Origin of the sequence: Butyrivibrio sp. ob235 (genome assembly GCF_900109475.1) — a bacterium.
Taxonomy (GTDB): domain Bacteria; phylum Bacillota; class Clostridia; order Lachnospirales; family Lachnospiraceae; genus Butyrivibrio.
Map to the genome: position 1 here is coordinate 49,826 of NZ_FOBE01000024.1, position 23,706 is coordinate 73,531.

20 protein-coding genes and 1 pseudogene are annotated in these 23,706 nt (G+C 38.8%); 15 read left to right on the forward strand and 6 right to left on the reverse strand.

The annotated features are described in order from the left end of the window. Positions 1 to 256 precede the first annotated feature (256 nt). Positions 257 to 619, reverse strand: a complete 363-nt coding sequence (locus tag BMW61_RS15215) for a response regulator (protein ID WP_022761203.1) — start codon at positions 617 to 619, stop codon at positions 257 to 259. A 281-nt stretch (positions 620 to 900) separates the two neighbouring features. Next, entirely contained in the window at positions 901 to 1,311 is a 411-nt protein-coding gene (locus tag BMW61_RS15220; protein WP_242876761.1) for a hydrogenase maturation nickel metallochaperone HypA/HybF, read from the reverse strand. 1,506 nt (positions 1,312 to 2,817) lie between these two features. Here BMW61_RS15220 and BMW61_RS15225 point away from each other — a divergent pair. The 3 genes from BMW61_RS15225 (at position 2,818) to BMW61_RS15235 (ending at position 6,511) form a co-directional block, all read left to right on the forward strand. Next, entirely contained in the window at positions 2,818 to 3,606 is a 789-nt protein-coding gene (locus BMW61_RS15225; RefSeq protein WP_022761206.1) for a ParA family protein, read from the forward strand. Then, positions 3,603 to 4,340 (forward strand): hypothetical protein, encoded by a 738-nt coding sequence (locus BMW61_RS15230; RefSeq protein ID WP_091823645.1) that lies wholly within the window; start codon positions 3,603 to 3,605, stop codon positions 4,338 to 4,340. Before BMW61_RS15225 ends, BMW61_RS15230 begins: the two co-directional genes overlap by 4 nt. Positions 4,341 to 5,281: 941 nt before the next feature. Beyond that, positions 5,282 to 6,511, forward strand: coding sequence for a replication initiation protein (locus tag BMW61_RS15235; protein WP_091823648.1), 1,230 nt, complete (start codon positions 5,282 to 5,284; stop codon positions 6,509 to 6,511). Positions 6,512 to 6,579: 68 nt separating this feature from the next. Here BMW61_RS15235 and BMW61_RS15240 read toward each other — a convergent pair whose 3' ends face one another. After that, positions 6,580 to 6,825 (reverse strand): PTS sugar transporter, encoded by a 246-nt coding sequence (locus BMW61_RS15240; protein WP_022761209.1) that lies wholly within the window; start codon positions 6,823 to 6,825, stop codon positions 6,580 to 6,582. A 301-nt stretch (positions 6,826 to 7,126) separates the two neighbouring features. Here BMW61_RS15240 and BMW61_RS15245 point away from each other — a divergent pair, with 301 nt between their 5' ends. From BMW61_RS15245 to BMW61_RS15255, 3 genes are all read left to right on the forward strand, one after another. Next, a complete protein-coding gene (locus tag BMW61_RS15245; protein WP_175475245.1) occupies positions 7,127 to 7,780 on the forward strand; it encodes a GDSL-type esterase/lipase family protein in 654 nt (217 codons plus the stop codon). Between the two features lie 210 nt (positions 7,781 to 7,990). Then, positions 7,991 to 8,548: a GNAT family N-acetyltransferase gene (locus BMW61_RS15250; protein ID WP_022761211.1), complete on the forward strand. Its 558-nt coding sequence runs from the start codon at positions 7,991 to 7,993 to the stop codon at positions 8,546 to 8,548. Between the two features lie 4 nt (positions 8,549 to 8,552). Further along, complete coding sequence (locus tag BMW61_RS15255) at positions 8,553 to 9,527, forward strand: tRNA dihydrouridine synthase (RefSeq protein ID WP_091823651.1); 975 nt, start codon at positions 8,553 to 8,555, stop codon at positions 9,525 to 9,527. Between the two features lie 40 nt (positions 9,528 to 9,567). Here BMW61_RS15255 and BMW61_RS22030 read toward each other — a convergent pair whose 3' ends face one another. Next, complete coding sequence (locus BMW61_RS22030) at positions 9,568 to 9,717, reverse strand: hypothetical protein (protein ID WP_022761213.1); 150 nt, start codon at positions 9,715 to 9,717, stop codon at positions 9,568 to 9,570. A 182-nt stretch (positions 9,718 to 9,899) separates the two neighbouring features. On the opposite strand from BMW61_RS22030, the gene BMW61_RS15260 reads away from it, so the two are divergent. The 4 genes from BMW61_RS15260 (at position 9,900) to BMW61_RS15275 (ending at position 12,882) form a co-directional block, all read left to right on the forward strand. Further along, positions 9,900 to 10,178 carry an HU family DNA-binding protein gene (locus BMW61_RS15260; RefSeq protein ID WP_022761214.1) on the forward strand — a complete coding sequence of 93 codons (279 nt, stop codon included), beginning with the start codon at positions 9,900 to 9,902 and terminating at the stop codon, positions 10,176 to 10,178. Positions 10,179 to 10,249: 71 nt separating this feature from the next. Next, positions 10,250 to 10,762 (forward strand): hypothetical protein, encoded by a 513-nt coding sequence (locus BMW61_RS15265; protein ID WP_091823655.1) that lies wholly within the window; start codon positions 10,250 to 10,252, stop codon positions 10,760 to 10,762. A gap of 3 nt (positions 10,763 to 10,765) precedes the next feature. After that, positions 10,766 to 12,202, forward strand: a complete 1,437-nt coding sequence (locus tag BMW61_RS15270) for an MATE family efflux transporter (protein WP_091823657.1) — start codon at positions 10,766 to 10,768, stop codon at positions 12,200 to 12,202. 20 nt (positions 12,203 to 12,222) lie between these two features. After that, positions 12,223 to 12,882: a bifunctional (p)ppGpp synthetase/guanosine-3',5'-bis(diphosphate) 3'-pyrophosphohydrolase gene (locus BMW61_RS15275; RefSeq protein ID WP_022761217.1), complete on the forward strand. Its 660-nt coding sequence runs from the start codon at positions 12,223 to 12,225 to the stop codon at positions 12,880 to 12,882. A gap of 78 nt (positions 12,883 to 12,960) precedes the next feature. Here the strand turns inward: BMW61_RS15275 and BMW61_RS15280 are convergent, their stop codons facing one another. Further along, entirely contained in the window at positions 12,961 to 15,393 is a 2,433-nt protein-coding gene (locus BMW61_RS15280; protein ID WP_022761218.1) for a glycoside hydrolase family 94 protein, read from the reverse strand. Between the two features lie 319 nt (positions 15,394 to 15,712). Between BMW61_RS15280 and BMW61_RS15285 the strand changes: the two genes are divergently transcribed. The 4 genes from BMW61_RS15285 to BMW61_RS15300 all read left to right on the forward strand — a co-directional run bounded on the left by BMW61_RS15285 (position 15,713) and on the right by BMW61_RS15300 (position 20,321). Beyond that, entirely contained in the window at positions 15,713 to 16,741 is a 1,029-nt protein-coding gene (locus tag BMW61_RS15285) for a LacI family DNA-binding transcriptional regulator (protein WP_022761219.1), read from the forward strand. 80 nt (positions 16,742 to 16,821) lie between these two features. Further along, positions 16,822 to 18,300 carry a type 2 periplasmic-binding domain-containing protein gene (locus BMW61_RS15290; protein ID WP_091823660.1) on the forward strand — a complete coding sequence of 493 codons (1,479 nt, stop codon included), beginning with the start codon at positions 16,822 to 16,824 and terminating at the stop codon, positions 18,298 to 18,300. A gap of 160 nt (positions 18,301 to 18,460) precedes the next feature. Further along, complete coding sequence (locus BMW61_RS15295) at positions 18,461 to 19,378, forward strand: carbohydrate ABC transporter permease (RefSeq protein ID WP_022761221.1); 918 nt, start codon at positions 18,461 to 18,463, stop codon at positions 19,376 to 19,378. 88 nt (positions 19,379 to 19,466) lie between these two features. Continuing rightward, positions 19,467 to 20,321 (forward strand): carbohydrate ABC transporter permease, encoded by an 855-nt coding sequence (locus BMW61_RS15300; protein WP_026498149.1) that lies wholly within the window; start codon positions 19,467 to 19,469, stop codon positions 20,319 to 20,321. A gap of 125 nt (positions 20,322 to 20,446) precedes the next feature. On the opposite strand, the gene BMW61_RS22850 is transcribed toward BMW61_RS15300, so the two are convergent. Then, complete coding sequence (locus BMW61_RS22850) at positions 20,447 to 23,215, reverse strand: carboxylesterase family protein (protein WP_330388536.1); 2,769 nt, start codon at positions 23,213 to 23,215, stop codon at positions 20,447 to 20,449. A 248-nt stretch (positions 23,216 to 23,463) separates the two neighbouring features. On the opposite strand from BMW61_RS22850, the pseudogene BMW61_RS15310 reads away from it, so the two are divergent. Continuing rightward, positions 23,464 to 23,706: pseudogene (locus BMW61_RS15310) on the forward strand (glycoside hydrolase family 43 protein); the annotation flags it as partial.

The following is a 23,706-nucleotide window of genomic DNA, read 5'->3' on the forward strand; positions in this document are numbered from 1 at the left end:
CCTAAATGGGCCATATTTTATCATTATAAGGGCATAACACGTGAAAGCTGCCAGGGGGCAGCCCGGCAGCTTTCTATATGGTTATCAAGCTTGCGATCCATCCTTTGATCACTGCAACGGTCCCTAAAAAAGGGCATAAAAAACCTGTTTCCATGTCGTTTCCCTTCCATGGAAACAGGTTGCTTTCCGTTGCTAATAAATATATCGGTGCATCTGTAAAAAATATTAGTCCACTTTTATTGATTTATTTTATTATTTATCCTATAGCCTTCTTAACCGCCTCTAATACACGGTCTGCCTGGAAAGGCTTAACAATAAAGTCCTTCGCACCGGCCTGTATTGATTCGATTACCATCGCCTGCTGGCCCATAGCCGAGCACATAATGCAACAAGCATTGGGATCCGCAGCCTTTATACCCTTCAGAGCACCAATACCATCAAGCTCCGGCATGGTAATATCAAGAGTTACAAGATCAGGCTTAAGTTCGTTATACTTGTCGATTGCGATCTTACCATTTTCGGCCTCGCCGGCAATCTCATAACCACCCTTTGTCAGAATGTCTTTCAACATCATGCGCATAAAAGCGGCATCATCTGTAATAAGTACTCTCTTAGCCATTATGAACCTCCATATTTTCTATTCCGGATGTTTAATTTGCGCTCCGGTAAATCTCTCGAATTCATTTTCTATTTTATCATAAATTTTTCAAAAAAAACCCTAAATCGTCGTTCAAACAATTAAAAAATGATAAAATTTCGTTCCGTTTCGAAATAAATTCTAAAAAATGTATATATAAGCCCATCAAGACATCATTATATATAGTTGTATTGTCATCATGTTATATTAGAATGCACTTTTATTTCTTGATTGTCACTTTATTCTGCAAAAATTATCTATATTCATTCCTCAATTTCTAAAGAATTTATCTGGATTCCTTTACCCTTTAATAATTTTCCTTTTCTTTCTCCGCAATCAGGACATTTATATCTGTTTTCTTTGTCCGGATGATATGTATTTCCGCACCCTTCGCACTGAATTTGCACTTCGATCAGGTTGGTTTCCAGCTCTGTATCACTCAAATTCGTTCCTTTTACTGCTTCCGGATAGTATTTGTGTAAATAATACGGCACAACGCCGCTCATCTCACCTACATCAACAATTATTTTTTTTACTTTCATAATATTATTTTTTTCGGCTTCTTCCTGTACTGCATTAACAATATCTATGATATAGCTCAATTCATGCATTTTATCGACCTCCTTAAATTGTGTATACAATATAAAAAATAATCCAATGACTTTTTCAGTCAATGGATTCTAAATTATTTTCGTTGTTTTTTATTAAATATCTATAGTTATTTATGATATTGGCTATTTACAATGCTTTTCAATTTAATAATATATGTTATTTATATACGTTAACCAATTGAGTCAATATATTCAATATTAATATATATGTGTATAAATATTACTCATTATCCTCTATATCGCTAAATATCATTATATATAACACGTGATATATATCAAATTGTTTCCACTGTTCTATTATAATCTGCTTAATTTATATTATTTTTATAATTTCCAGAATAAACAGATATTTTAAATTTTAGTCAGTCTATTCTTTCCTTCATCTGATCTGGACTTTTAATTTCACTTTATATGTCGAAAAATCAGGATAAAAACCCAGGATTTTTTCACGAATTTTTCCGTGATTTTATTCTGTTTTACTCTCTATTTTTTTAGATTTTAAAAATGCATATTTGTAATCAAAATACATTTATATAATATCATCTTTTTATATTATTATCAAGTATACAAATCAACATAATATAAATGTATATGCACATTTTTATATATTTTCATCTTTATATTTGTTCATCATTATTTATAAATACTATTACATATTGATGATTATTATTCTAAATATATTGTTTTATTTATATATTTATATCTTTTTATTTAGACATTTGTACATCATATATGCATCATCTAATGATACTATTATATCATACTTACATTCTAATAATATAGATATATATCATGTAAACATAATATATTGATGTTTATATATATTGATACATTATTATGTCTATACCTAAATACATGTTTACATAACGATGCAATTATCTCATATTCCATTAATATATTTATAACATGTCATCATGTTGTTATATTCAAAGTTTCTTGATATGTTTACATAATGATGTCACTACATCATTTATCCAACTTAATAACCATGTATTTTGAAACGTATATAATGTAACCAGTTCAGGCCAAACTTACTACATATATACAAGTCATAACTCAATATATTGCTTTTATTATTATTGTAGGTACTATATATTGTATATAATTATATATCATGTTGTCATTACATCATTATAAAAACGATCATTATTTGAGCGAAAACTCTAACTATATACGCCAAGGGTGCATCATGGATCAACACATCATTGCATCAATATATAGTATGTTGTTATGATGTATTGTTGTATTGTATTATCCACACCATTTTATATGTTCAGCATTAATTATTCTACATGACATCATGATGTATTGCTATTTTGATATACATCTATATTATTTAAATGATGTCATGTTAGCATATTACATTATTCTATTTATATATATGTATCTTATTATATTTATTTTTTGATATACATATATACATATATATAAATATATTATTAGCAATATATTTATATATCTATATATTGTTATATCAAATAACACATATATCATTTTATATTTATCTTTACACATCTAATCAGCAATGTTACAATATATAATGATTAAATGTGATAAATGGGAGGGAATATGAAGACAATTTCATTTTGCAACCAAAAAGGTGGCGTTGCAAAAACAACATCTACTTATGCATTAGCATCCGGTTTGGCAAAAAAACGTTACAAAGTACTTATGATTGACTCTGATCCACAGGAAAATCTCAGCCAGGCTGCAGGAATTGATCTATATAACATACCTGCAGCTACATTATCTGACGTATTTAAGTCAGAAAAAGGGGAGCCCGGAGCAGATATAAATGACACTTTGATACCTATAAATAACAATTTAGACCTTATTATAGGAGGAATTGAATTTACTTCTGCTGATTTGGACTATTCAGGTGTTACTTCCAGAGAATTTATGCTTAAAAGAGCATTGAAAAAGCTAAATAAGGAATATGATTATTGTATTATTGATTGCAGCCCTACATTGGCTCTTATTACACAGAATGTACTTGCAATTACAGATAAGATTGTAGTTCCTATGACACCAGAGGCATTCGCAACAAATGGTGCAAATATGCTGTTTTCATGGATATCTGTCATGTCAGAGAGACTAAATAATCCTGATCTTGATGTAGCCGGAATCCTCGTAACCAATTGCAGAAATACCAATAATGCCAATATTTGGCTCGAAGGTATTGAAATGCTGGCAAAAGAGTATGAAATAAAGGTATATAACACCAAAATACACCAAAATGTCGCTGTAGAGGAGTCTCAGACACTTAATCAGTCATTATTCGAATATGCACCTAATGCACGTGCTACAAAAGATTATGAAGCATTTGTTAAAGAGTTTCTGAAAGGGGAGTCAAAATGAAAAAGAATTTGCACAATGCAATGGCAAAAAACTTCCAGAAAATGGTCAATGACCAGCCCATACAAGAGACACCTGCGAAAGCAGAAAATACAACAAAGAAAGAAACAAAAAAAGATACTGTATCTGATGTTATTGAAACACCCGTTATTGATGAAAAGCCTTTAAATAAGAAGGTTCCGGAACCAGAAATTGAACAAGTACTTCCAGAACCTGTACAGCCTGCTGCGCAGCCTGTACCTGCACAAGAACAGCAAATATCTGTTGCTACTCCTGTAGCTGCATCAGTTTCAACAAATGCTCAGACTGTAGTTCAATCCTCTGTACCAGTGCAGCCCACACAACCTGTACAGCCAGCTCAGCCGATTCAGCCTATACAACAGGTGCAACCTGTTCAACCAGTAGTTTCATATGTTCAGGAAGCGGCTCCTGCTATGCAGCCACAGGTAGTATATGCAGAGCAGCCTCCAGTACAGCCCACTACTTTTTATGAAAATGAAACAACAAAAGCTTCCAAAAATGTTGGACGTAAACCAATTCCTTTAATGCCTGAAGAGAAGAGTAGTGGTGTTCTACATATTAGATTAGGAGAGTTAAGATCATATGTTGATTTTATGACTCAATCCGGTAAAATATCCTATCAGCAATATATTAGTAATCTTATTGAACAGGATTATGAGAAAAATAAAGATTTGTATCTAAAATATAAATCCTTTATGGAACAATTAAATATTTAAACAACGTATGTTGTTAACAATATATTAATTAACAACAAAATTCTTTATTAATTAATAACCTCGAAATGCCAGAAAATAAGGGCCTTTCGAGGTTTTTTTGTATAGAAAAAGGGGTTATGGTAAGTAGTTATTTGGTACATGATAATTACTTAAATGGAATAAGATGATAGAAAAATGGGTCATATAAAACAAAGAAAAAGTAAAGAATAAGTAGTAGTTAGTAGAAAATAGGGATTTTTAGAAGATTTAATTAGTAGTTTTTGGGATGATAAAAAAGAAAATTGGTAAAACCAAGTAGTTTTTGGGTATATATATCATAATGTCTCGGGATCAGGCCTAAGCGGGGGAATAAGCATCAAAACGCGTCAGATTCGCAGTATTTCTATTATAGATCGCATATACTTTAATAACTTAGTAGAAAAAAGGGATATATAAATCCTTTTTAGTAAGTTTTTGGGGAGGTTTTATAGTAACTTCGATAGAAAAAGGGTACATAAATGTACAGTAAAGTAGATAAAATGAAAAAAATGCGCTTTTTAGCCAAATTTCATTGACCGGAAAAAGATTAATATAAGAATAGTTAGTAGTAAAAGGGGATATTTAAGACCAAGTTAGTAGAAAAAAGGTATATAATTTGATTTATTTAGTAGTTTATGGGGAGATTTTATACTTTATTAGTAGTAAATGGGTATATATTTTATTTGGTACTCTATAAGTCAATTTTATAAATGACCCATATAGTCAACCCTAATTATCAATATACCGATAAAATAACATAGAATATAATAGAAGATATTAGTTAAGGGGTATATAATATTATCAAAAAGGAAGAAGTTTAATAAAATCAGGTATTTTTTGTTTACAGTGTGATATAATAGCTCTATAATAAGCTAGTATTAAAAAGGTATGAATAAAGACCTTTTGGGGTGAAGGAGGTTGTTTTGGGGCGCAAATCAAAACAGCAGATGGAAGAAGAAACAACTGCTATTGAAAGTTTTTTATCTAATCAGCATTACAAAAAGGCAAATACGCTGATCAATTCTAAAGGAAGATCTACACTTCTTGTCCAGAAGCTCTTTGCAGTAAGTATAGCAAAGGCAGAGCTTAATCAGGATAGCAATACACTGGAAGCAAATATATACGGAACGGACTTAAAGAAGATTTTTGGCGTTAAGGGTGGCTCTTTTTATGAACATATAAAGGCTGCCATTGAGCCTGTGAAGTCAAAACCATCAATTCTTGACTGGAGAATTATCTATTCCAATGATGATACCAGAGAGATTGAGGCCATAAATGTCATTACGGATGCCTCTTTCAAAAACGGAGTTCTGAATGTGCGCTATAACAGTAAAATTACTCCTTATCTGGCAAATCTTCAGAACAATTATACAGTTCTTAGTCTGGCAGAAGCTGTACAGCTTAACAGCGTATATTCATTCAGATTATACGAGATTTTGAAGGCTGAAATGGACAAACAGCGTGCTATTACAAGAAAAGAAGGGCCATATTATGTTCAGTATCATCTTACAGATTTAAAGCTTCGTCTGGGAATAATCGACTCTCAGGCAGATCCTGCAATAATCAGCGCACTTAAGAAGGGAAATCCGGATTACGATGCTATAGAGAAGCAGGCTGACAAGCTGGATGGGGCAGGTAAACTTAAGACTTTTGGTAATTTCAAGAAGTTTGCTCTTGATAAAGCACAGAAAGAATTAAATGAAACCACCAGTATCTGGTTTGATTATGAACCGGTCAAGGCCGGAAGAGGTGGAAAAGTAGTAAGTATCAGATTTAAGATCGATGTAAATCCGAGGGTTAAGAATAAAAATAACGCATGTGATGATTTAAATCAGAAGGAAACAACTATAAATCCTGCACGTGAATTGGAGCTTATGGATCAGGTACAGGATATTATAGACGAAAAGATTAAGATTTCAGAGATCAGGTCTATTTTGAAGGCATCAAATTATAACCTGGATAAGATAAAAAATGCGTATGATTTATATTTGAGACAATCCGGTAATGTGGAAAATTTTGTTGGATGGATGATAGCGGCAATTAAGAATAATTACACATCAGCAGGAGTAAAGGCAAGTCCTATCGTCGGAGAATATGTGCAAAGTACTTTTTCCTATGAGGATATGGAATCGGAACTTCTTGATAATTTCTAAAGAAAAAAGAGCTCAAACGAGCTCTTTTTTAATACATAAAAAAATATTGGGGTTAAATTACATCCGAATCAACCGGCTACAAGATGTGATTCCTGATAACCATTGATCAATGCTGCGATCTTGTTCTTATCACCGATTACAGATACATATAAAGGCTTCAATAAGTTAAGTGAAAGAAGACCAATGATGGATTTGCCATCAATGTAGCTGTGACCGCTGCGAACATCGATCTGGCAAGATGAACTTGAATTCATCTGCACGAACTTAATTACCTGTTTTTTGTCTGTGAAACTGATTTTTACGTCTTTTGTCATAGTACAAATCGCGCTAATTTTGCGCTTCCCCCTATAGAAAATGATTAAAAAATACAGTCAATACGATAACATAAACTTACGAAAAGAACAACCACAAAATATAGCATATAAAAATTTAATAAATACAATATATCGGAAAGTAAAATGATATTATTGCGTCAAAATGTGTAGAAATTGCGAAAATTTGCGAAAAAAAGGCTGAATTCCATAAAAAAACTATAAAAACACAGATTATTCATAATTCGTGTGGTATATTGAATTTGGAAATAAAGAAAAATACAGAAAGGAATGGGCGATGTATATGAAAAAAGTGCTTTTTTACGGTGATTCGAACACATACGGATTTGATCCCAGAGGAATGATGGGCGGAAGACTTCCCGCATCAGAGAGATGGACAGATATATTGGCTTCAAAGGTGTATGAAGATTGGCGAGTTTTTGCTGATGGAATGAATGGCAGAGTAATACCGGATAATCCCTATTCCCTTTTATCTCTAGACAAGACAGTTTTGGAGAATAGTCCGCTTGATCTGTTTGCAGTTATGCTTGGAACAAATGATCTTATAAGCATGTCTCTTCCTGATGCTGAGACGGTTGCGACAAAAATGAGAGATTTTATCGAAAGACAGCTGGCAAGGACAGAGTTTATTGATAATAAAACCGGATTTCTTCTAATTGCTCCTCCAAGAATACTTCCTCATATGGATGAAAATCTGGAAGAGGCAGAGGCTCAGAGAAAGAGATTTTCTGCTGAACTGGATATAATTGCGCAGGAAGTCGGAATATTCTTTGCAGATGCAAGTGAATGGGATCTTGAGATGTCCTTTGACGGTGTGCATATGAATGCGGACGGACACAGGGTATTCGCAGATAAAATGGCAGATATTCTTCAAAACATCGATCTTACCCAGGAAAGACATGAAGTTGATGATTATGTGTGCGCTCATCTCGCGTGATAACCAACTGTCTATAAATTATAACATTATTTAATATAACTAAAATCCACGAAGTTATCGACTTTGTGGATTTTTTGTTGCATAATATAAGAGTGCATAAAGCATTTTGGAAATGCCAATTAATGACTAGTATAGTCAAAAACTTACTTAATTATAGCACGTGATATTATAAAAATAATTAGTAGTTTTGGGGGATGATAATTTAGCATTATGAGAGTAGAGGAGAGAAGAGTAACAACAAAAAGGGGTATGGAATTAAAACTTCGAACTCCGACGGCAGAAGATGCTGAGAAAGTATTGGCTTTCAGGAGGGATGTTGCCGGTGAGACAGTATATCTGACCAGGTATCCCTACGAAATTGAAAATTCCGTGGAAAAAGAGCGTGAAATCATAGGAAATTATTTAAGGGCTGAGCATCTTGGCATGATAGCGATTTTTGATGAGGATTTAATCGTAGGAGTCACTTCAGTAAGCCCTGTGGGTTTAAACTTCAAAACTCGTCACAGGGCTTCAGCAGAGCTTGTGGTGAGAAAACAATACTGGAATTTGGGACTGGGGTCACATCTTCTTGATCAGGCTATAGAGCTTGCTGAGAATTGCGGATATGAGAGATTGGAGCTCAGTGTTTTTGCTGATAATGCAAGAGCACTTAGATTATATAAGAAAAAGGGATTTTTAGATTGCGGTCAGATTCCGCAGGCTTTCAAAATGATGGATGGGACCTATCATGATGAGATTTTGATGTCCAAGAATTTATGGAGACACTAGTACGATGCGAACATCTTTTGCGCCGATGGAAGGCATAACATTATATTGCTACAGAAATGCTCATCACAGAATCTTTGAGGAGGGTATAGATGTCTACTATACCCCGTTTTTATCGATTTATAAGCATCATTCGATAAAAAAGAGAGATATCCGTGAGATATTACCTGAAAACAATTCTGAGCAGGGAATAAGGATAATACCGCAAATAATGGCAAATGATGCGGATGAGATAATTTGGGCATTGGGCGAGCTTCATTCGAGGGGATATGATGAGATAAACCTGAATATGGGCTGTCCGGTGGGAACAGTAGTAAGTAAGCACAAAGGTTCAGGAATGCTGGAGGACCCCGAAAGACTTGATGTATTGTTTGCAGAAGTTTTTGACGATAAGATAACAAGAGATATTAAATTTTCGGTAAAAACCAGGCTGGGACTTGTAAATCCACATGAATTCGAAGATATTTTACCTGTACTTAATAAGTATCCCTTTTCAAGTGTAATAATACATCCCAGGGTTAGAACTCAGATGTATAAAGGACTTCCTGACATCGGGGTTTTTTCCTGGGCTTATGAAAACAGTAAGAATCCTGTAGGATATAACGGTAATATATTTCATGTAGAGGATTATCAACGAATCATAGGACAGTTTCCGGATTTATGCGAGGTAATGCTGGGAAGAGGGTTGGTTGCAAATCCTGCACTTGCAAGACAGATAAGCGGAGGATCAGGAATAACACTTCTTGAATTAAAGGATTTTATCCGAGAACTTGAAAACTGTTACAAGGTAGAAATTCCTGCAGAAGAATCAATAATGCATAAAATGAAAGAAATATGGTTTTATGTTGGAAATCTTTTGATACAGGAAAATGGACAAGCGGCTGAGCCCTATATACACAAGATAAGAACTGCAAAAAATATTGCGGAATACAGGAATGCCGAGAGGGCAGTATTCAAAAATTGCATAATAAAAGAGACATGACAACAATACATCATGATGTCATGCTGTATAAAAGGAGTATTTATTGCGGAATATCTTTCATGAGCATTTCATGTATGGCTTTTGCCAGGATTTCATCCGGTGCAGCTTTAAGCTTTTTGGCTTTTTCAGCTTCCTCAGGATGTGTTGGTATATCCGCTAATTCTTCTTTTTCCTTATTTTCTGCGCCCATATCGCCTCCTGATATAGAGTGTTTATATACTAATCATATCACTAAAATGGAACCAGAGGCACAAAAAATGCGGTTTTTATTTTGAAAAATAGCGAAAAAGCGTATAAAAGCGTTGATTTAGATGATAGGTAGTGGTAGAATTTCTTTAGTTTCAAAATACAACCTACAAAGGGGGATAAAAAATGAATAAGACAGAACTTGTAGAAGCTATTGCTAAGGAAACAGGTCTTTCCAAGAAGGATTCTGAGAAGGCTGTTAAGGCTTTCATTGATGTTGTTTCTAAGACACTTAAGAAGAAGGATAAGGTTCAGCTCGTTGGTTTTGGTACATTTGAGACCACAAAGAGAGCAGCTAGAACAGGTAAGAACCCTCAGACAGGTGCTTCCATTAAGATTCCTGCTTCAATCGCTCCTAAGTTCAAGGCTGGTAAGGCCCTTAAGGATCTCGTTAACAAGAAATAATTCAGATCATGAGCTTAGACCCGGGGTGTCATTGGCACTCCGGGTTTTTCAATTTTTACGAGGAATAATTTATGAAAATATTTAAATCTTTTGTAGTTACATTGGCAATTGTATTGGCTATCGGAGGAATATATCTTTACAGTAAAGATTCAATTTTTAATACAAATACCGAGGAGACCGCGGAAACTTCCGAAGAGACGAATGCGGAAGGTGCGAAAAAGCCTGAGGAAAAAGGGATAACAGGTGCTATAGAAAGTGCCAAAAAGGAAGTAGTAAAAGGGGTTGCAAAGACTGTTGTAAACAAGGCTATCGAGGAATACGCAGAAAAGTCCGATTCGGAAGTTAAGGAAAAGTTGGAATCAATTACCGAAGAGGATAAGGATAAGGTTTCTGAGATTATTTCCGAGAATATCTCTCTTGAATCGATGGGAGATGTGGAATCCTATATTTCAAATAAGGATGTAGATGGTCTTATGGACTATGCACAGGACAAGCTTACAGCTGAAGATTATTCTGAATTGACCGGAATTCTTGAAAAGTATTCCGATGGTGTTATGGATCAGATTGACGGAGCTACAAATTAAAATATGAAAAATACAGAGGTGACTGCGGCGGATGCCATAAAGGTAAAGCTTCCGCTGAAAGAATGTCTGATTGGCGAGGCACATTTTTACAAAAAAGTATCGATGGTTGTCTTGCCGATGATTATACAAAACACCTTGTCCAACGTTGTGGGACTTTTAGATAACATTATGGTTGGGCAGGTTGGAACACTTGCGATGTCAGCGGTTGCAATTGTTAATCAGCTGATGTTTGTATTCATGTTGTGTGTCTGGGGTGCTCTTGCGGGAGCAGGTATTTTCGGAACACAGTTTTTTGGAAAGAGAGATTATGAAGGAGTAAGAATCACCATGCGTTTTAAAATGATAGTAGCGCTGGTGATTTCTGTTTCTGCGATTATTTTGTTCAAAATTGCCGGAACAAGCCTCATTGAGTTATATATAGCAAAAGAGACATCTGCCGAAGAGGCTGCGGAAACAATGAAGCTTGCAAGAAATTATCTTAATATTTTGCTTGTAAGTCTTGTTCCGTTTGGTATTACGCAGGTCTATGCAGGAACCATACGTGAATCGGGGAAGACCACACTTCCGATGGTTGCCAGCATGACTGCTATGATTATTAATTTCATATTTAACTACATACTGATATTCGGTCATTTCGGCTTTCCAAAGCTCGGGGTTTCCGGAGCGGCAATAGCAACTGTTATTTCAAGGCTTGTTGAATCAAGTATAGTAGTATTCAGAGGTCATCTTAAGAAGGCAGAGTACGAGTTTTTGAAGGGCTTATATAAGAATTTTCATGTACCTGTGCACATGATATGGCCGATATTGTCAAAGAGCTTTCCGCTTTTGGTAAATGAATGCCTGTGGAGTCTTGGACAGGCGGTTTTACTGCAGAGTTATTCCATGAGAGGAATAGAGGTAATTGCCGCGATGAATATTGCCAATACAATAGCACAGATATTTAATGAGGTATTTTTATCTCTTGGTAATTCAACATCCATTGTGGTAGGACAGGAGCTTGGAGCGGAGCATTATGTGAAGGCGAGGATTTACGCATGGAGAATGGCGGCTCTTAGCATAACAAGCTGCATAATTATGGGCAGTTTATTGTTTTTAGTATCACCCGTCATTCCTCAAATTTACAACACTGAGCCCGAGATCAGGAATCTTGCAACGGAATTTATTAGGATTGTTGCGTGTGTAATGCCTGTAAATGCTTTTGCAAATGTGTCATACTTTACATTAAGATCAGGAGGAAAAACTCTTATTACATTTTTGTTCGACAGCTGCTTTACATGGGCGGTAAGTGTTCCGGTTGCCAGAGTTCTTGCAGGATATACCGTGATGGCTGTGACCACTGTTTACTTCTGTGTTTGCGCATTGGAACTGATTAAGAGTACAATAGGATTTATACTTGTGAAAAAAGGTGTTTGGGTTAAAAATATCGTCAAAAATGCATGATGTATTTTAAGGAGGATGATATGGATATTGAAAAACCCGCATGGATTCTCAAGGAAAAAATATTCTCCGAGGACCATATGTTTACGCGCATGCTCGGTTACGCTATCGAGGAAAATCTCTCAGAGACCTATCAGGCTCTCTATTATGCCAGAGATAAACATGCCGGGCAGACACGAAAGAAAAGTCCCTATACGCAGGAGCATATTCCGTACATAATCCATCCTCTAATGATGGCCTGTCATGCGCACGCGATGGGAATAAAGGATGATCGGCTCCTTGCGACGATTCTTTTACATGATGTCTGCGAGGATTGTGGGGTGGCACCGGAGGAACTCCCTTTTTCAGACACTGTAAAGGAAGCAGTCAAGCTATTGACCAAACCGGTCGATTACAGCGGGACTGCTGATGAAAAGAAGAAATACTATGATGGAATAGCGACAAACGCTATGGCATCGATAGTTAAGGGGCTAGACAGGTGTAATAATGTTAGTGTTATGGCGATGGCTTTTTCCACCGAAAAAATGATCGATTATGTGGAAGAAACACAGGAATATCTGTATCCGATATTGGAAAAACTGAAATATGACAATCTTGAGTATAATGACGCTGTTTTCCTTATAAAATATCAGCTTAGAAGCATGTTGGAGACAATAAAGGCGTTTATTATAAAGTTAAATTGAAACACAAATCCCCGCAGATTAGTTGCATCTGCGGGGATTTTTAGAGGATAGAAAAAAGGAAGGATTAGCGATGGTAGTTTAGCCCATGATGGCTTCTACATTGTATTCCTTAACGGAAGGATCATGAGGAATTACTGTTCCTTCAATCTCAGTTCCGTTTACGATAAGCTTCTTAATACCCTTCTGGGCACCGTTGGTCTTAACGGAGATGTTATAAGTTGTTCCTCTGTATTTTCTTGTGAGCTCAAAATCACCAAAATCAGCCGGAACACAAGGATCAACGGATAATCCCTTATGTGTGGGATAAATTCCGAGGATATACTGTGAAATATTAACAAAGGTCCATGCTGCTGTACCTGTAAGCCAGCTGTTCTTACCCTGGCCGAAGAACTTAGCATCCTTACCGGCTACCATCTGGGAGTATACATAGGGCTCTGTGCAGTGAACATCACTGATTTCCTCTACGTAAGCAGGGCAGGTCTTCTTATAAATCTCGAATGCTCTGTCACCATGGCCAAGAACGGTTTCAGCGATTGAAACCCAAGGATTGTTGTGGCAGAAGATACCTGCGTTCTCTTTGTATCCCGGAGGATATGAGCTAACTTCACCAAGTTCAAGGTGATACTCTGTATAAGCAGGCTGAAGGATCATTACACCATACTTGGTATCAAGACGCTCTTCAACGCTCTTAAGTGCCTTCTCTGCGAGGCCTTCCTTAACACCGATACCTGCAAGTACGCAGAAGCCCTGTGGCTCGATGTAGATCTGACCTTCCTTGCACTCGTGTGAACCAACCTTGTTGGAGTGAGCATCATATGCACGAACGAACCATTCGCCGTCCCAACCTGCTGTGCAAACAGCATCGTACATCTTCTTAACTTCAGCACGAGCTCTCTCTGCCTCAGCGTTGTCACCCTTAAGCTCGCATAACTGAGCGTACTCTTCACCGTATTTTACAAACATACCTGCAATGAAAACTGACTCGGCAACGGGGCCTTCGCTGGGACCAAAAGTCTGGAAGGATTCACCGGGATGTGCTGAGAAGCAGTTAAGGTTCAGGCAGTCATTCCAGTCTGCACGTCCGATAAGAGGCAAATCGTGAGGACCCTTGTGGTTAACGATGTAGTCGAAGCTTCTCTTTAAGTGGTTCATAAGAGGTGTTGCAACGCTCATATCATTATCAAAAGGTACTGTCTCATCAAGGATTGACATATCACCTGTTTCTCTAATATATGCGCTGGTACCTGCAATCAGCCACAGCGGATCATCATTGAAGCCTGATCCGATATCGGAGTTACCCTTCTTTGTAAGGGGCTGGTACTGGTGGTATGCACTACCATCCTGGAACTGAGTAGAAGCGATATCAATGATACGCTCTCTTGCTCTGTCGGGAATGAGGTGTACGAAACCAAGAAGATCCTGACAAGAATCTCTGAAGCCCATTCCACGGCCGATTCCGGACTCGTAATAGGAAGCAGAACGTGACATATTGAATGTAACCATGCACTGATACTGGTTCCAGATATTAACCATGCGGTCAACCTTTTCATTACCGGATTTGATGTGGTAGATGGAAAGAAGGTTGTCCCAATATGTATTAAGCTCAGCAAGAGCCTTCTCTACATCAGCATCTGACTGATATTTTGCAAGGAGATCATTTGCACGCTTCTTATTAATGATTCCGTGAGACTCCCATTTCTCCTCCTCAGGATTCTCAACATATCCAAGGATGAAGTTGAAGGTCTTGGTCTCGCCGGGAGCGAGAGTGATGTCAATCTGGTGTGCTGCGATCGGAGACCATCCGCTTGCAACGGAGTTTGTGAGCTTTCCTGCGAAAACAGCGTCCGGATGATCGGGGCCGTTGTAAGCGCCAAGGAATGCATCACGACTGGTATCGATGGCATCAACCTTAGTATTTACGGAATATACTGCATAGTGATTGCGTCTCTCACGATATTCTGTTTTATGGAAAATTGTGGAATCAACAATCTCTACTTCGCCGGTACTTAAGTTACGCTGGAAGTTCTTCATATCATCATCAGCGTTCCAGAGGCACCACTCAACATATGAGAAAAGCTGAATCTTCTTCTCGGAAGAGCTGTTGTTTGTAAGCTCAACGTGAGAAACCTCACAGGTATCACTCATAGGAACAAATGTAAGGACAGAAGCCTTAACACTGTTCTTCTCAGATGTGAACTTACTGTAACCGATACCGTGACGGCACTCGTAAGAATCAAGCTCAGTCTTTACAGGCTGCCAGCCGGGATTCCAAACAGTATCGCCATCCTTAATATAGAAATATTTACCGTTATTATCATAGGGAACGTTATTGTAACGATATCTTGTAAGACGAAGGAGCTTAGCGTCCTTATAAAAAGTATAACCACCGCAGGTGTTAGATATAAGAGTAAAGAAATCCTTATTGCCAAGGTAGTTGATCCAGGGCAAAGGAGTTTTGGGTGTAGTGATTACGTATTCGCGGTTTTTGTCATCGAAAAATCCGTATTTCATCGAAAATCCTCCTAAAAAATCTTAAACGATTAAGCGTTATTTGCTATTGTTGATTATATAGGGATTTCTCATAGATTTCAAGAAAAAAAGGAAATGCGCAAAATGCGCGTTTTCGCAAAGGTTTTCGTTAAAAATGGTCTTTTTTAGCGATTTTATGATCATTTTTAGAAATATTAATAAATTCTTAATATTTATTTTTGTAAAATTGTTACAAAAAGATACAATGTGCACAACAAAATATAAATTTGATATTGATTTAATGGAAAATGTGTTGTATATTCAATTTACGAAAACGATTTAGAAATTTTAAGGGGGATAGATGGCAGCACGTAAGAGAGTTTCATTAAAAGATATAGCAGCTGCGTGCAAGGTATCTGTCGCAACAGTTTCAAAAGCGTTAAACGATCAGGCAGACATCGGACAGGAGACAAAGGATTACGTTCGCAGGACTGCCGAGTCGATGGGGTATTTTCCTAATTTTGCTGCAAAAGCACTAAAAACAAACAGAACCTATAATATAGGACTTTTGTTTATGGATGATTCCCAGAGCGGATTAACTCATAACTATTTTGCCAGAGTTATTGAGAGCTTTAAGAAAAAGATAGAAGAAAGGGGATATGACCTTACTTTTATCAGTAATAACAGAAGCTCACAGGGATATATGTCCTATCTGGCACATGCAAGATACAGAAATTTTGACGGAGTGGCTATAGCCTGTGTGGATTTCTACAATCCGGAGGTTGAAGAGCTTGTAAGAGGAAACATACCGGTTGTTACGATTGACCATGTTTTCAACGACAGATCAGCCATTGTATCCGATAACGTTATGGGCATGAAGGACCTTCTCACATATATATATGAGATGGGTCACAGGAAAATAGCTTACATACATGGTACAGATTCAGCGGTTACACAGAGCCGACTTAAAAGCTTCTATAAAACGGCGATGGATCTGGGGCTGGAGATTCCGGATGAGTACATCCTGGAAGTGGAGTATCGTGATACCGTAGGCGCGCAGAGAGCGACGGAGAAGCTTTTGGAATTGCCGGACAGACCGACATGCATATTGTATCCGGATGATTTTTCATCCTTTGGAGGCATAAATGCAATAAAACTCAAGGGTTTAAAAATACCGGATGATATTTCAATAGCAGGATATGACGGAATCGATATTGCGATGAAGTACAATCCGCAGCTCACAACAATTGTTCAGGATACGGATTTATTAGGAAGAAAAGCAGCCGAAAAGCTCATTGATTCCATCGAGAATCCAAGAACCACACTCAGTGAACAGGTAATTGTTCCGGGGCACCTGAACGAAGGAGAGACTGTAAAGCGTCTCATTTAATAAAGATTTAAAACGGCAAAAGCTGTTTTAAATAAATAATATTCATTTCATTACTTTTATGAAAAGGGAGGTAAAATTTCATGAAAAGAAAGTTACTTGGTGTATTGCTTTCTACAACAATGGTTGCAGGAATGATCGCTGGTTGCGGTGGCAACAGTTCAGCACCTGCTACAAGTGAGCCCGCAGCTGAGGAGCCTGCAGCTGAAGAGACAGCTGAAGAGCCCGCTGCTGAGGAGACTGCTGAGGAGCCTGCAGCTGAGGAGACAGCTGAAGAGGCTACTGAGGAAGCAGCTGAAGAGACAACTGAAGAAGTTGCAGCAGATGAGGGTAAGGTACTCAACATCTATGCTTGGAACGAAGAGTTCAAGTCAAGACTTACAGATCACTATAAGGGATATGAAGAGGTTGACGCTACACACGGTAAGATCGGTGATGTAGATGTAGTTTGGAACATCACTCCCAGTGATGACAACGCTTATCAGAACAACCTTGATGAGACACTTCTTAAGCAGGCTGATGCAGCTGATGATGACAAGATCGATCTTTTCCTTGTTGAGGCTGACTACGCTCTTAAGTATGTAGATACAGATTACACAATGGCACTTGCAGATCTTGGTATCTCTGATTCAGATCTTGCAGATCAGTACACATATACACAGTCAATCGTAACAGACAGCAACGGTAAGCTTAAGGGATCTTCATGGCAGGCATGTTCTGCAGGTCTTATCTACAACCGTGACATCGCTAAGGAAGTTCTTGGAACTGACGATCCTGAAGAAGTTCAGGCAGCTGTAGCTGATTGGGATAAGTATGTTGAGACAGCTAAGAAGGTTCAGGAAGCTGGTTACACAATGTGCTCTGTAAACGACACATATCGTACATATTCTAACAACGTATCTGGTAAGTGGGTACAGGATGGCAAACTTGTTATCGATGATAACCTTATGAACTGGGTAAACGACTCTAAGGAACTTGTTGATGCTAAGGCTGAGAACACATATGACCTTTGGGGCGATGACTGGGCAAAGGGCAAGACTCCTGATGGAAAGATCTTCTGCTACTTTGGACCCGCTTGGTTCTTCAATTTCTGTCTTGATGCTGATCAGGATGGCACAGTAGCTAACCAGGGTGGTTGGGGTTACTGTGAAGGTCCTCAGGGTTACTTCTGGGGCGGCACATGGATCTGCGCAGCTACAGGCACAGACAATGCTGGTCTTGTAAAGGATATCATTCTTACAATGACAACAGATAAGGACGTTCTTAAGGAAATCGCACAGCAGGATGCTGACTGTGTAAACAGCAAGACAGTTCTTGGCGAGCTTGCATCTGATGATTCAGGTAACCTTGATCTTCTTGGCGGACAGAACCCTTATGCACAGCTTGCAGCAGGTGCTGAGACAGTAGATCTTTCAAACCTTTCTGCATACGATCAGGGATGTAACGAAGAGTTCCAGAACGCAGCAAAGAACTACTTCGAAGGCAATGCAACTCTTGACGAGGCACTTGATATGTTCAAGAAGGCTGTAGTTGAGAAGTATCCTGAGGTTACAACAGACTGATATAAATAATAAAGGCAAAAAGCCTGTGAATTAGATTATGAGGGGATTAGCAGGGCGCATGGAGTTTTCCAATGCGCCCTGTATAATGAATATCTTTAATCTGACATTTACGAAACGCCCCAATAGATGATTTGGGAAGAGATAGAAAAGGGGAATGCTTATGAATAAAAAGAGTAAAGTCGTAAGCTACAATAAATGGGGATACATTTTCCTTATTCCTTTTATTGTTGTTTATCTTGTTTTTCAGATGGTACCGCTTGTAACTACCGTCTACAATTCTTTCTTTGAGAATTACCGTTCAGGTCTTACACAGATTGGACCCAACTTTGTGGGACTTAAGAATTATGTAACTATTATTACAAACGGCGATCTGCCGACTTATCTTAAAAACACTTTGATAATGTGGGTTATGGGCTTTGTGCCTCAGATTCTTTTGTCGCTTCTTCTTGGTGCATGGTTCACGGATCCGTCACTTAGACTTAAGGGACAGGCATTTTTCAAAACAGTTATTTACATGCCCAACCTGATCATGGCATCCGCATTTTCAATGCTGTTCTTTACATTATTTGCTAATACAGGACCGATCAACTCACTTCTTTTACAGCTTGGAGTGATCAAAGAGGCATATCAGTTCATGTCTCATGTATGGTCTGTTCGCTCACTTATTGCATTCATGAACTGCGTTATGTGGTTTGGAAATACGACAATTCTTCTGATGGCCGGAATGATGGGTATCGACCCTTCACTCTTTGAGGCAGCTCAGGTTGACGGAGCTACAGCTACTCAGATTTTCTATAAAATAACATTACCGCTGCTTAGACCTATTCTTGTTTTCGTTATGATCACATCACTCATCGGCGGACTGCAGATGTTCGATGTTCCTCAGATTTTGACAAACGGAACAGGTGATCCGATGCGTTCATCAATGACTCTGATCATGTATCTGAATAAGCATCTGTTCAGTAAGAACTATGGACTTGGTGGTGCACTTTCAGTATTTATGTTCATCATTACCGGAATTCTCAGCCTTATTGTATTTAAGTTCACTGCTTCCGGTGAGACAAAGAAGAAACACTAAAATAGAGCATTTGCTTTATTATCATTGATTTAGAGAGGAAAAGAATATGGCAGCTGATTCAAGTATGGCTTTAGAAAATAGAAGCCTTATGGCGGGACAGAAAGAGAATGGTGCTTCTGTTCAGGTCAGAAGAGTAATTTCATATGTTGTGCTGATCCTGGTATCTTTCCTGTGCTTATTCTGGTTCTATGTGCTTTTCATTAACTCAACCAGATCACATCAGGAACTTAGTGCAGGCTTTACAGCAATTCCCAGCACACATCTTATTGAAAACTGGACAAACCTTAAAAATGGTACATTGCCGATTTTTAACGGTATTTTCAACTCGCTTTTAATAGCAGTTGTTACTGCAGTATTATCAACATATTTTTCAACAATGACTGCTTATGCTATTCATGCATATGATTTTAAATTGAAGAACTTTATGTTTACTTTCATCCTTATGGTCATGATGATTCCCGCACAGGTAACTGCGCTCGGTTTCTTACAGTTGATCGGAAAGATGGGACTTGATGATTCATTTATTCCGCTGACAATTCCTGCAATTGCTGCTCCTTCCGTATTTTTCTACATGAAGCAGTATATGGATTCAACTCTTCCGCTATCACTTATTGAGGCTGCAAGAATTGATGGATCAGGTGAGTTCAGAACCTTCAACAGTATTGTATTACCTCTTATGAAGCCCGCTATTGCGGTTCAGGCGATCTTTACCTTTGTAAGTAGCTGGAATAACTACTTCACACCTGCACTTGTGCTTCATACAGATACCAAGAAGACACTTCCTATTCTTATTGCACAGCTTCGTGCAGCAGACTGGCTGAAGTTCGATATGGGACAGGTTTATGTAATGATTGCATTCTCAATCTTCCCTGTAATTATTGTATATCTGCTCCTTTCAAGATACATCGTTGGTGGCGTCACTCTCGGTGGTGTAAAGGGTTGATATAAACTTTATACTTACTCTTTTTAAATAAGCGTTAGTAAAGGAAAACCACGGCATGTTATGTGCCGTGGTTTTCTGCATGTGCGCCTTGCGGCGCACTGTTTTATGTATTTTGTAACAATATATCAATGTAACATCTCAAAACTCTTCAAAGAACCACTGCCGCTTCCTACAAAGGTGAGGTACAGAGCGTTAACTCCGGTTATGGGAGCGAAGCTGCAGGTTCCTTCTTTCCAGATATTCTGGGAATCAACCTTGATTTCTCCGAGGACTTCTCCATCCCATTTTGTTTTCACCTGGACAACTCCGTTGAAATAGCCTCTTGTTTTGATTTTAAGGCCTGTTACAGCCTTCATATCAAAGTATTTGAAGCCCGCTGTGGAATTATTGCAAAACTGTCTTATATAGCCGATTTCGGGATCTCCGTCGCCGCCATCCTGAACAACCCTGGGACCTTCGCCGCCAACGTAGATGTCATGCTTTTCCGTAAACAGATTGCAAGCTATATATGCGGGATATTCGCCTACATCGGATAAAGGTCCGCCGTTAAGGCCGCAGGAGGTTATCTCCGCCTGAATTATGCTTCCATCAGGCTTAAATTCAAGCTTTTCAGCGCATCCCTGTCTGGAATACCAGGTGTTATTTGTATGTCTGTGATAGAAGATATACCATGAATCGCCGATTTGAACCATGCTTCCGTGGTTATTTGCACCTGATGCCATGGACATATCTGCTTTTTTGTAAGAATCGATATGTAAATCACAGTTACTTACAATAACACCGCCATAGGTAAACGGTCCCTCGGGACTGTCGGAAGTAGCGTAGCAGAGCTCATGCATTACTTCTGAGGAATAGATAAAGTAATATTTTCCGTCTTTTTTCCTTATAGAAGGTGCTTCGAAGAAAGCATGTCCTTCATATTCAGTTCCTTTGCTGTAGCAGCTACCGGGAGCAACGATTACGGGAGCTTTTTCTACTGTAAGCATGTCCGGACCAAGTACTGTCAGCATAGCACCGTGTCTGGATTTATCACCATGTCCGCAGAAGCCGGTGAAGAGATAAGTCTTATCGCCTTCCGTAAGTACTCCGGGATCAAACTGGGGTTCGTCGCCTTCTTTGTCGCCGAGTTTTGTTCCGTCCGGATAGTGAACATATCCGAGGAATTCATATTTTCCTGCGGGAGTATCGCACACTGCAACAGAAACGATTGATATTTTATCAAGTACATAGTATAGGTAATATCTGCCATCGGGGCCCACAGTCACGTCAGGGGCATAGAGGCACATGTGGCCGTCCTTGTTGAGCGGATCAGCGGTCTTTGGATAGATAACTCCTTCGTAGTGCCAATCTCCGAGATTGGCAACTGGAGCGGACCAGCATACATAGTCGCCTAGGCAGAAAGTCTCGCCATTATACAGGTCGTGTGAACCGTATACATAGACTCTGTCGCCGAATACATAAGGTTCTCCGTCCGGAATGTATTCCCAGGAGGGAAGATAGGGGTTAACTGCCTGCTTTTTACCTGTTATTCCAAGTCTTATGCCGCCTTCCTTTTGAGGAGTGGCACCTCTGCCATCAAATACCATCTCAGCGCGATTTTTATCGGTGTAGGGCTCCCATACGGGAAGATCTTCGCCATCCCATCCTTTTCCGTTAGGATCGCCGGTTTTAATAAAGTTGGCAAACATATCGCACATTTTTCTTGCGAGTTCAAAATGTCTTCCCTCAAAGGGTCTCCAGCATTTTCCAAGAGACTCAAAGAAGAACCAGAGATCTACGGAATGGAAGGTTCCGGGGGTGTCATCGCCCGGGATATCGGGATCAAATCTGTAATAGTAGTGATTCTGATTTCTGCCGTTTTTCTCTGCATCAAGGAAGACAGTCTTAACAGACAGCTCTACGCTGCTTTCGCCATCGATCTGGAACTCGTCTGTGGTATTTCCGGAAATAACCGGTACCGGAGCATTTCTTCCCTCAAGGAACTTTACGGCAGGATCCTCCTTGCAGAATATGCCGTCCTGAATAGGGAACATGCGGGGATGAGACTGCGCAAACTCACCATATTTTTCTCTGAGAGTAAAGACATCAATTTTTCTTGCTTCTTCAAGCGTTTTTACTCCGACAAATTCAAAGAATTCTTCACCGAGCTTCTCAGCCTTAGGCAAATCAAGGGGTTTAAAAATATCATCTGTCATTTTTGGATGATGAATCATGCCGCTGATAACAACGGCACCCTTGATTTTGTCGAAGTTATCATCGCATGCGAGTTGGTGCATTGTGCTGCCGCCACCTGCAGACTGACCTGCGATAGTAATCTGATCGGGATTTCCGCCAAATGCGGCAATGTTTCTGTAAACCCACTCGAGACCTGCTTTCTGGTCGAGAAGGCCGAAGTTTCCGGGAGCATCCGGTGCTTCCTTCGTTATCTCCGGGTGAGAGAGGAAGCCAAGGTGATTTAAGCGATAATTAACGCTAACAACAACGATTCCGCGTCTTGCCAGCTTTTCGCCATCGAATTCCATCTCAGCTGTGTAGCCCCACTGAAAACCGCCGCCGAAGTACCATACTAGTACGGGGAGCTTTTCGTCTGTCTTTTTTGCAGGAGTCCATACATTTAAGTACAGGCAGTCCTCATCCATAGGAATTTCGGGATCAACGTGCCACTCTCTGCAGTAAATGTCGGTTCCAAGGCCCGGGGTATCCTGCACGGAAATGGGGCCGTATTCATAGGCGTTTAGTGTGCCTTCCCAGTCTTTGCAGGGCTGAGGTGCACGCCATCTGTTTTCGCCAACAGGCGGAGCAGCGAAGGGGATTCCCTTGTAAACGGTTATTCTGGGATCTGAGCCCGGAAGGCCTTTAACCGCTCCGTTTTCAACTTTAGTCTGTCTAAGCATTTCTTTTAATCCTCCATTTAAAGTTTCCTACTTTATACCTATTCTCTATTTTGATTGTAGCTATATTGGATTTCCGAGGTCTATGCGAATCTTGCTTTTTGTTTTCTAAAGATTGCTATGCACTACGCAATTTATGCAAAAAAATCAGCAATTAGTTTGTGGAAAGTAATGCCTGTTATCAATAAAATTTATTGTAGATTGGTATAAATATAGGGATTTGCGGTTTTCGCAAGATTTGGGAGGCAGTAATGCAGGTTTTAGAAGAAATGAACATGAAGGAAGTTTTTGCTAATATAAAACTTTCTAAAGCGGTAAAGGGTCTGTCTGAGCATAACCCGGTTATGACGCAGAGATTTGGTGCAGATCCGTATGCGCTTGTTTACGACGGAAGGGTTTATCTGTATATGACAGGAGATAAGCCTATGTATGATGCTGATGGCAAGCTTTTGGAAAATACATACAGCAATATTAATACAATATGTGTTGTATCA

Excerpts from the sequence above, each read along its gene's own strand:
- BMW61_RS15300 (WP_026498149.1), top strand. The coding sequence starts at position 19,467 with ATGGCGGGACAGAAAGAGAATGGTGCTTCTGTTCAGGTCAGAAGAGTA.
- BMW61_RS22030 (WP_022761213.1), bottom strand. The coding sequence starts at position 9,717 with ATGGGCGCAGAAAATAAGGAAAAAGAAGAATTAGCGGATATACCAACA.
- BMW61_RS15280 (WP_022761218.1), bottom strand. The coding sequence starts at position 15,393 with ATGAAATACGGATTTTTCGATGACAAAAACCGCGAATACGTAATCACT.
- BMW61_RS15245 (WP_175475245.1), top strand. The coding sequence starts at position 7,127 with ATGAAAAAAGTGCTTTTTTACGGTGATTCGAACACATACGGATTTGAT.
- BMW61_RS15275 (WP_022761217.1), top strand. The coding sequence starts at position 12,223 with ATGGATATTGAAAAACCCGCATGGATTCTCAAGGAAAAAATATTCTCC.
- BMW61_RS15250 (WP_022761211.1), top strand. The coding sequence starts at position 7,991 with ATGAGAGTAGAGGAGAGAAGAGTAACAACAAAAAGGGGTATGGAATTA.
- BMW61_RS15260 (WP_022761214.1), top strand. The coding sequence starts at position 9,900 with ATGAATAAGACAGAACTTGTAGAAGCTATTGCTAAGGAAACAGGTCTT.
- BMW61_RS15255 (WP_091823651.1), top strand. The coding sequence starts at position 8,553 with ATGCGAACATCTTTTGCGCCGATGGAAGGCATAACATTATATTGCTAC.
- BMW61_RS15270 (WP_091823657.1), top strand. The coding sequence starts at position 10,766 with ATGAAAAATACAGAGGTGACTGCGGCGGATGCCATAAAGGTAAAGCTT.
- BMW61_RS15240 (WP_022761209.1), bottom strand. The coding sequence starts at position 6,825 with ATGACAAAAGACGTAAAAATCAGTTTCACAGACAAAAAACAGGTAATT.
- BMW61_RS15215 (WP_022761203.1), bottom strand. The coding sequence starts at position 619 with ATGGCTAAGAGAGTACTTATTACAGATGATGCCGCTTTTATGCGCATG.
- BMW61_RS15230 (WP_091823645.1), top strand. The coding sequence starts at position 3,603 with ATGAAAAAGAATTTGCACAATGCAATGGCAAAAAACTTCCAGAAAATG.
- BMW61_RS15265 (WP_091823655.1), top strand. The coding sequence starts at position 10,250 with ATGAAAATATTTAAATCTTTTGTAGTTACATTGGCAATTGTATTGGCT.
- BMW61_RS15285 (WP_022761219.1), top strand. The coding sequence starts at position 15,713 with ATGGCAGCACGTAAGAGAGTTTCATTAAAAGATATAGCAGCTGCGTGC.
- BMW61_RS15290 (WP_091823660.1), top strand. The coding sequence starts at position 16,822 with ATGAAAAGAAAGTTACTTGGTGTATTGCTTTCTACAACAATGGTTGCA.
- BMW61_RS15225 (WP_022761206.1), top strand. The coding sequence starts at position 2,818 with ATGAAGACAATTTCATTTTGCAACCAAAAAGGTGGCGTTGCAAAAACA.
- BMW61_RS22850 (WP_330388536.1), bottom strand. The coding sequence starts at position 23,215 with ATGCTTAGACAGACTAAAGTTGAAAACGGAGCGGTTAAAGGCCTTCCG.
- BMW61_RS15295 (WP_022761221.1), top strand. The coding sequence starts at position 18,461 with ATGAATAAAAAGAGTAAAGTCGTAAGCTACAATAAATGGGGATACATT.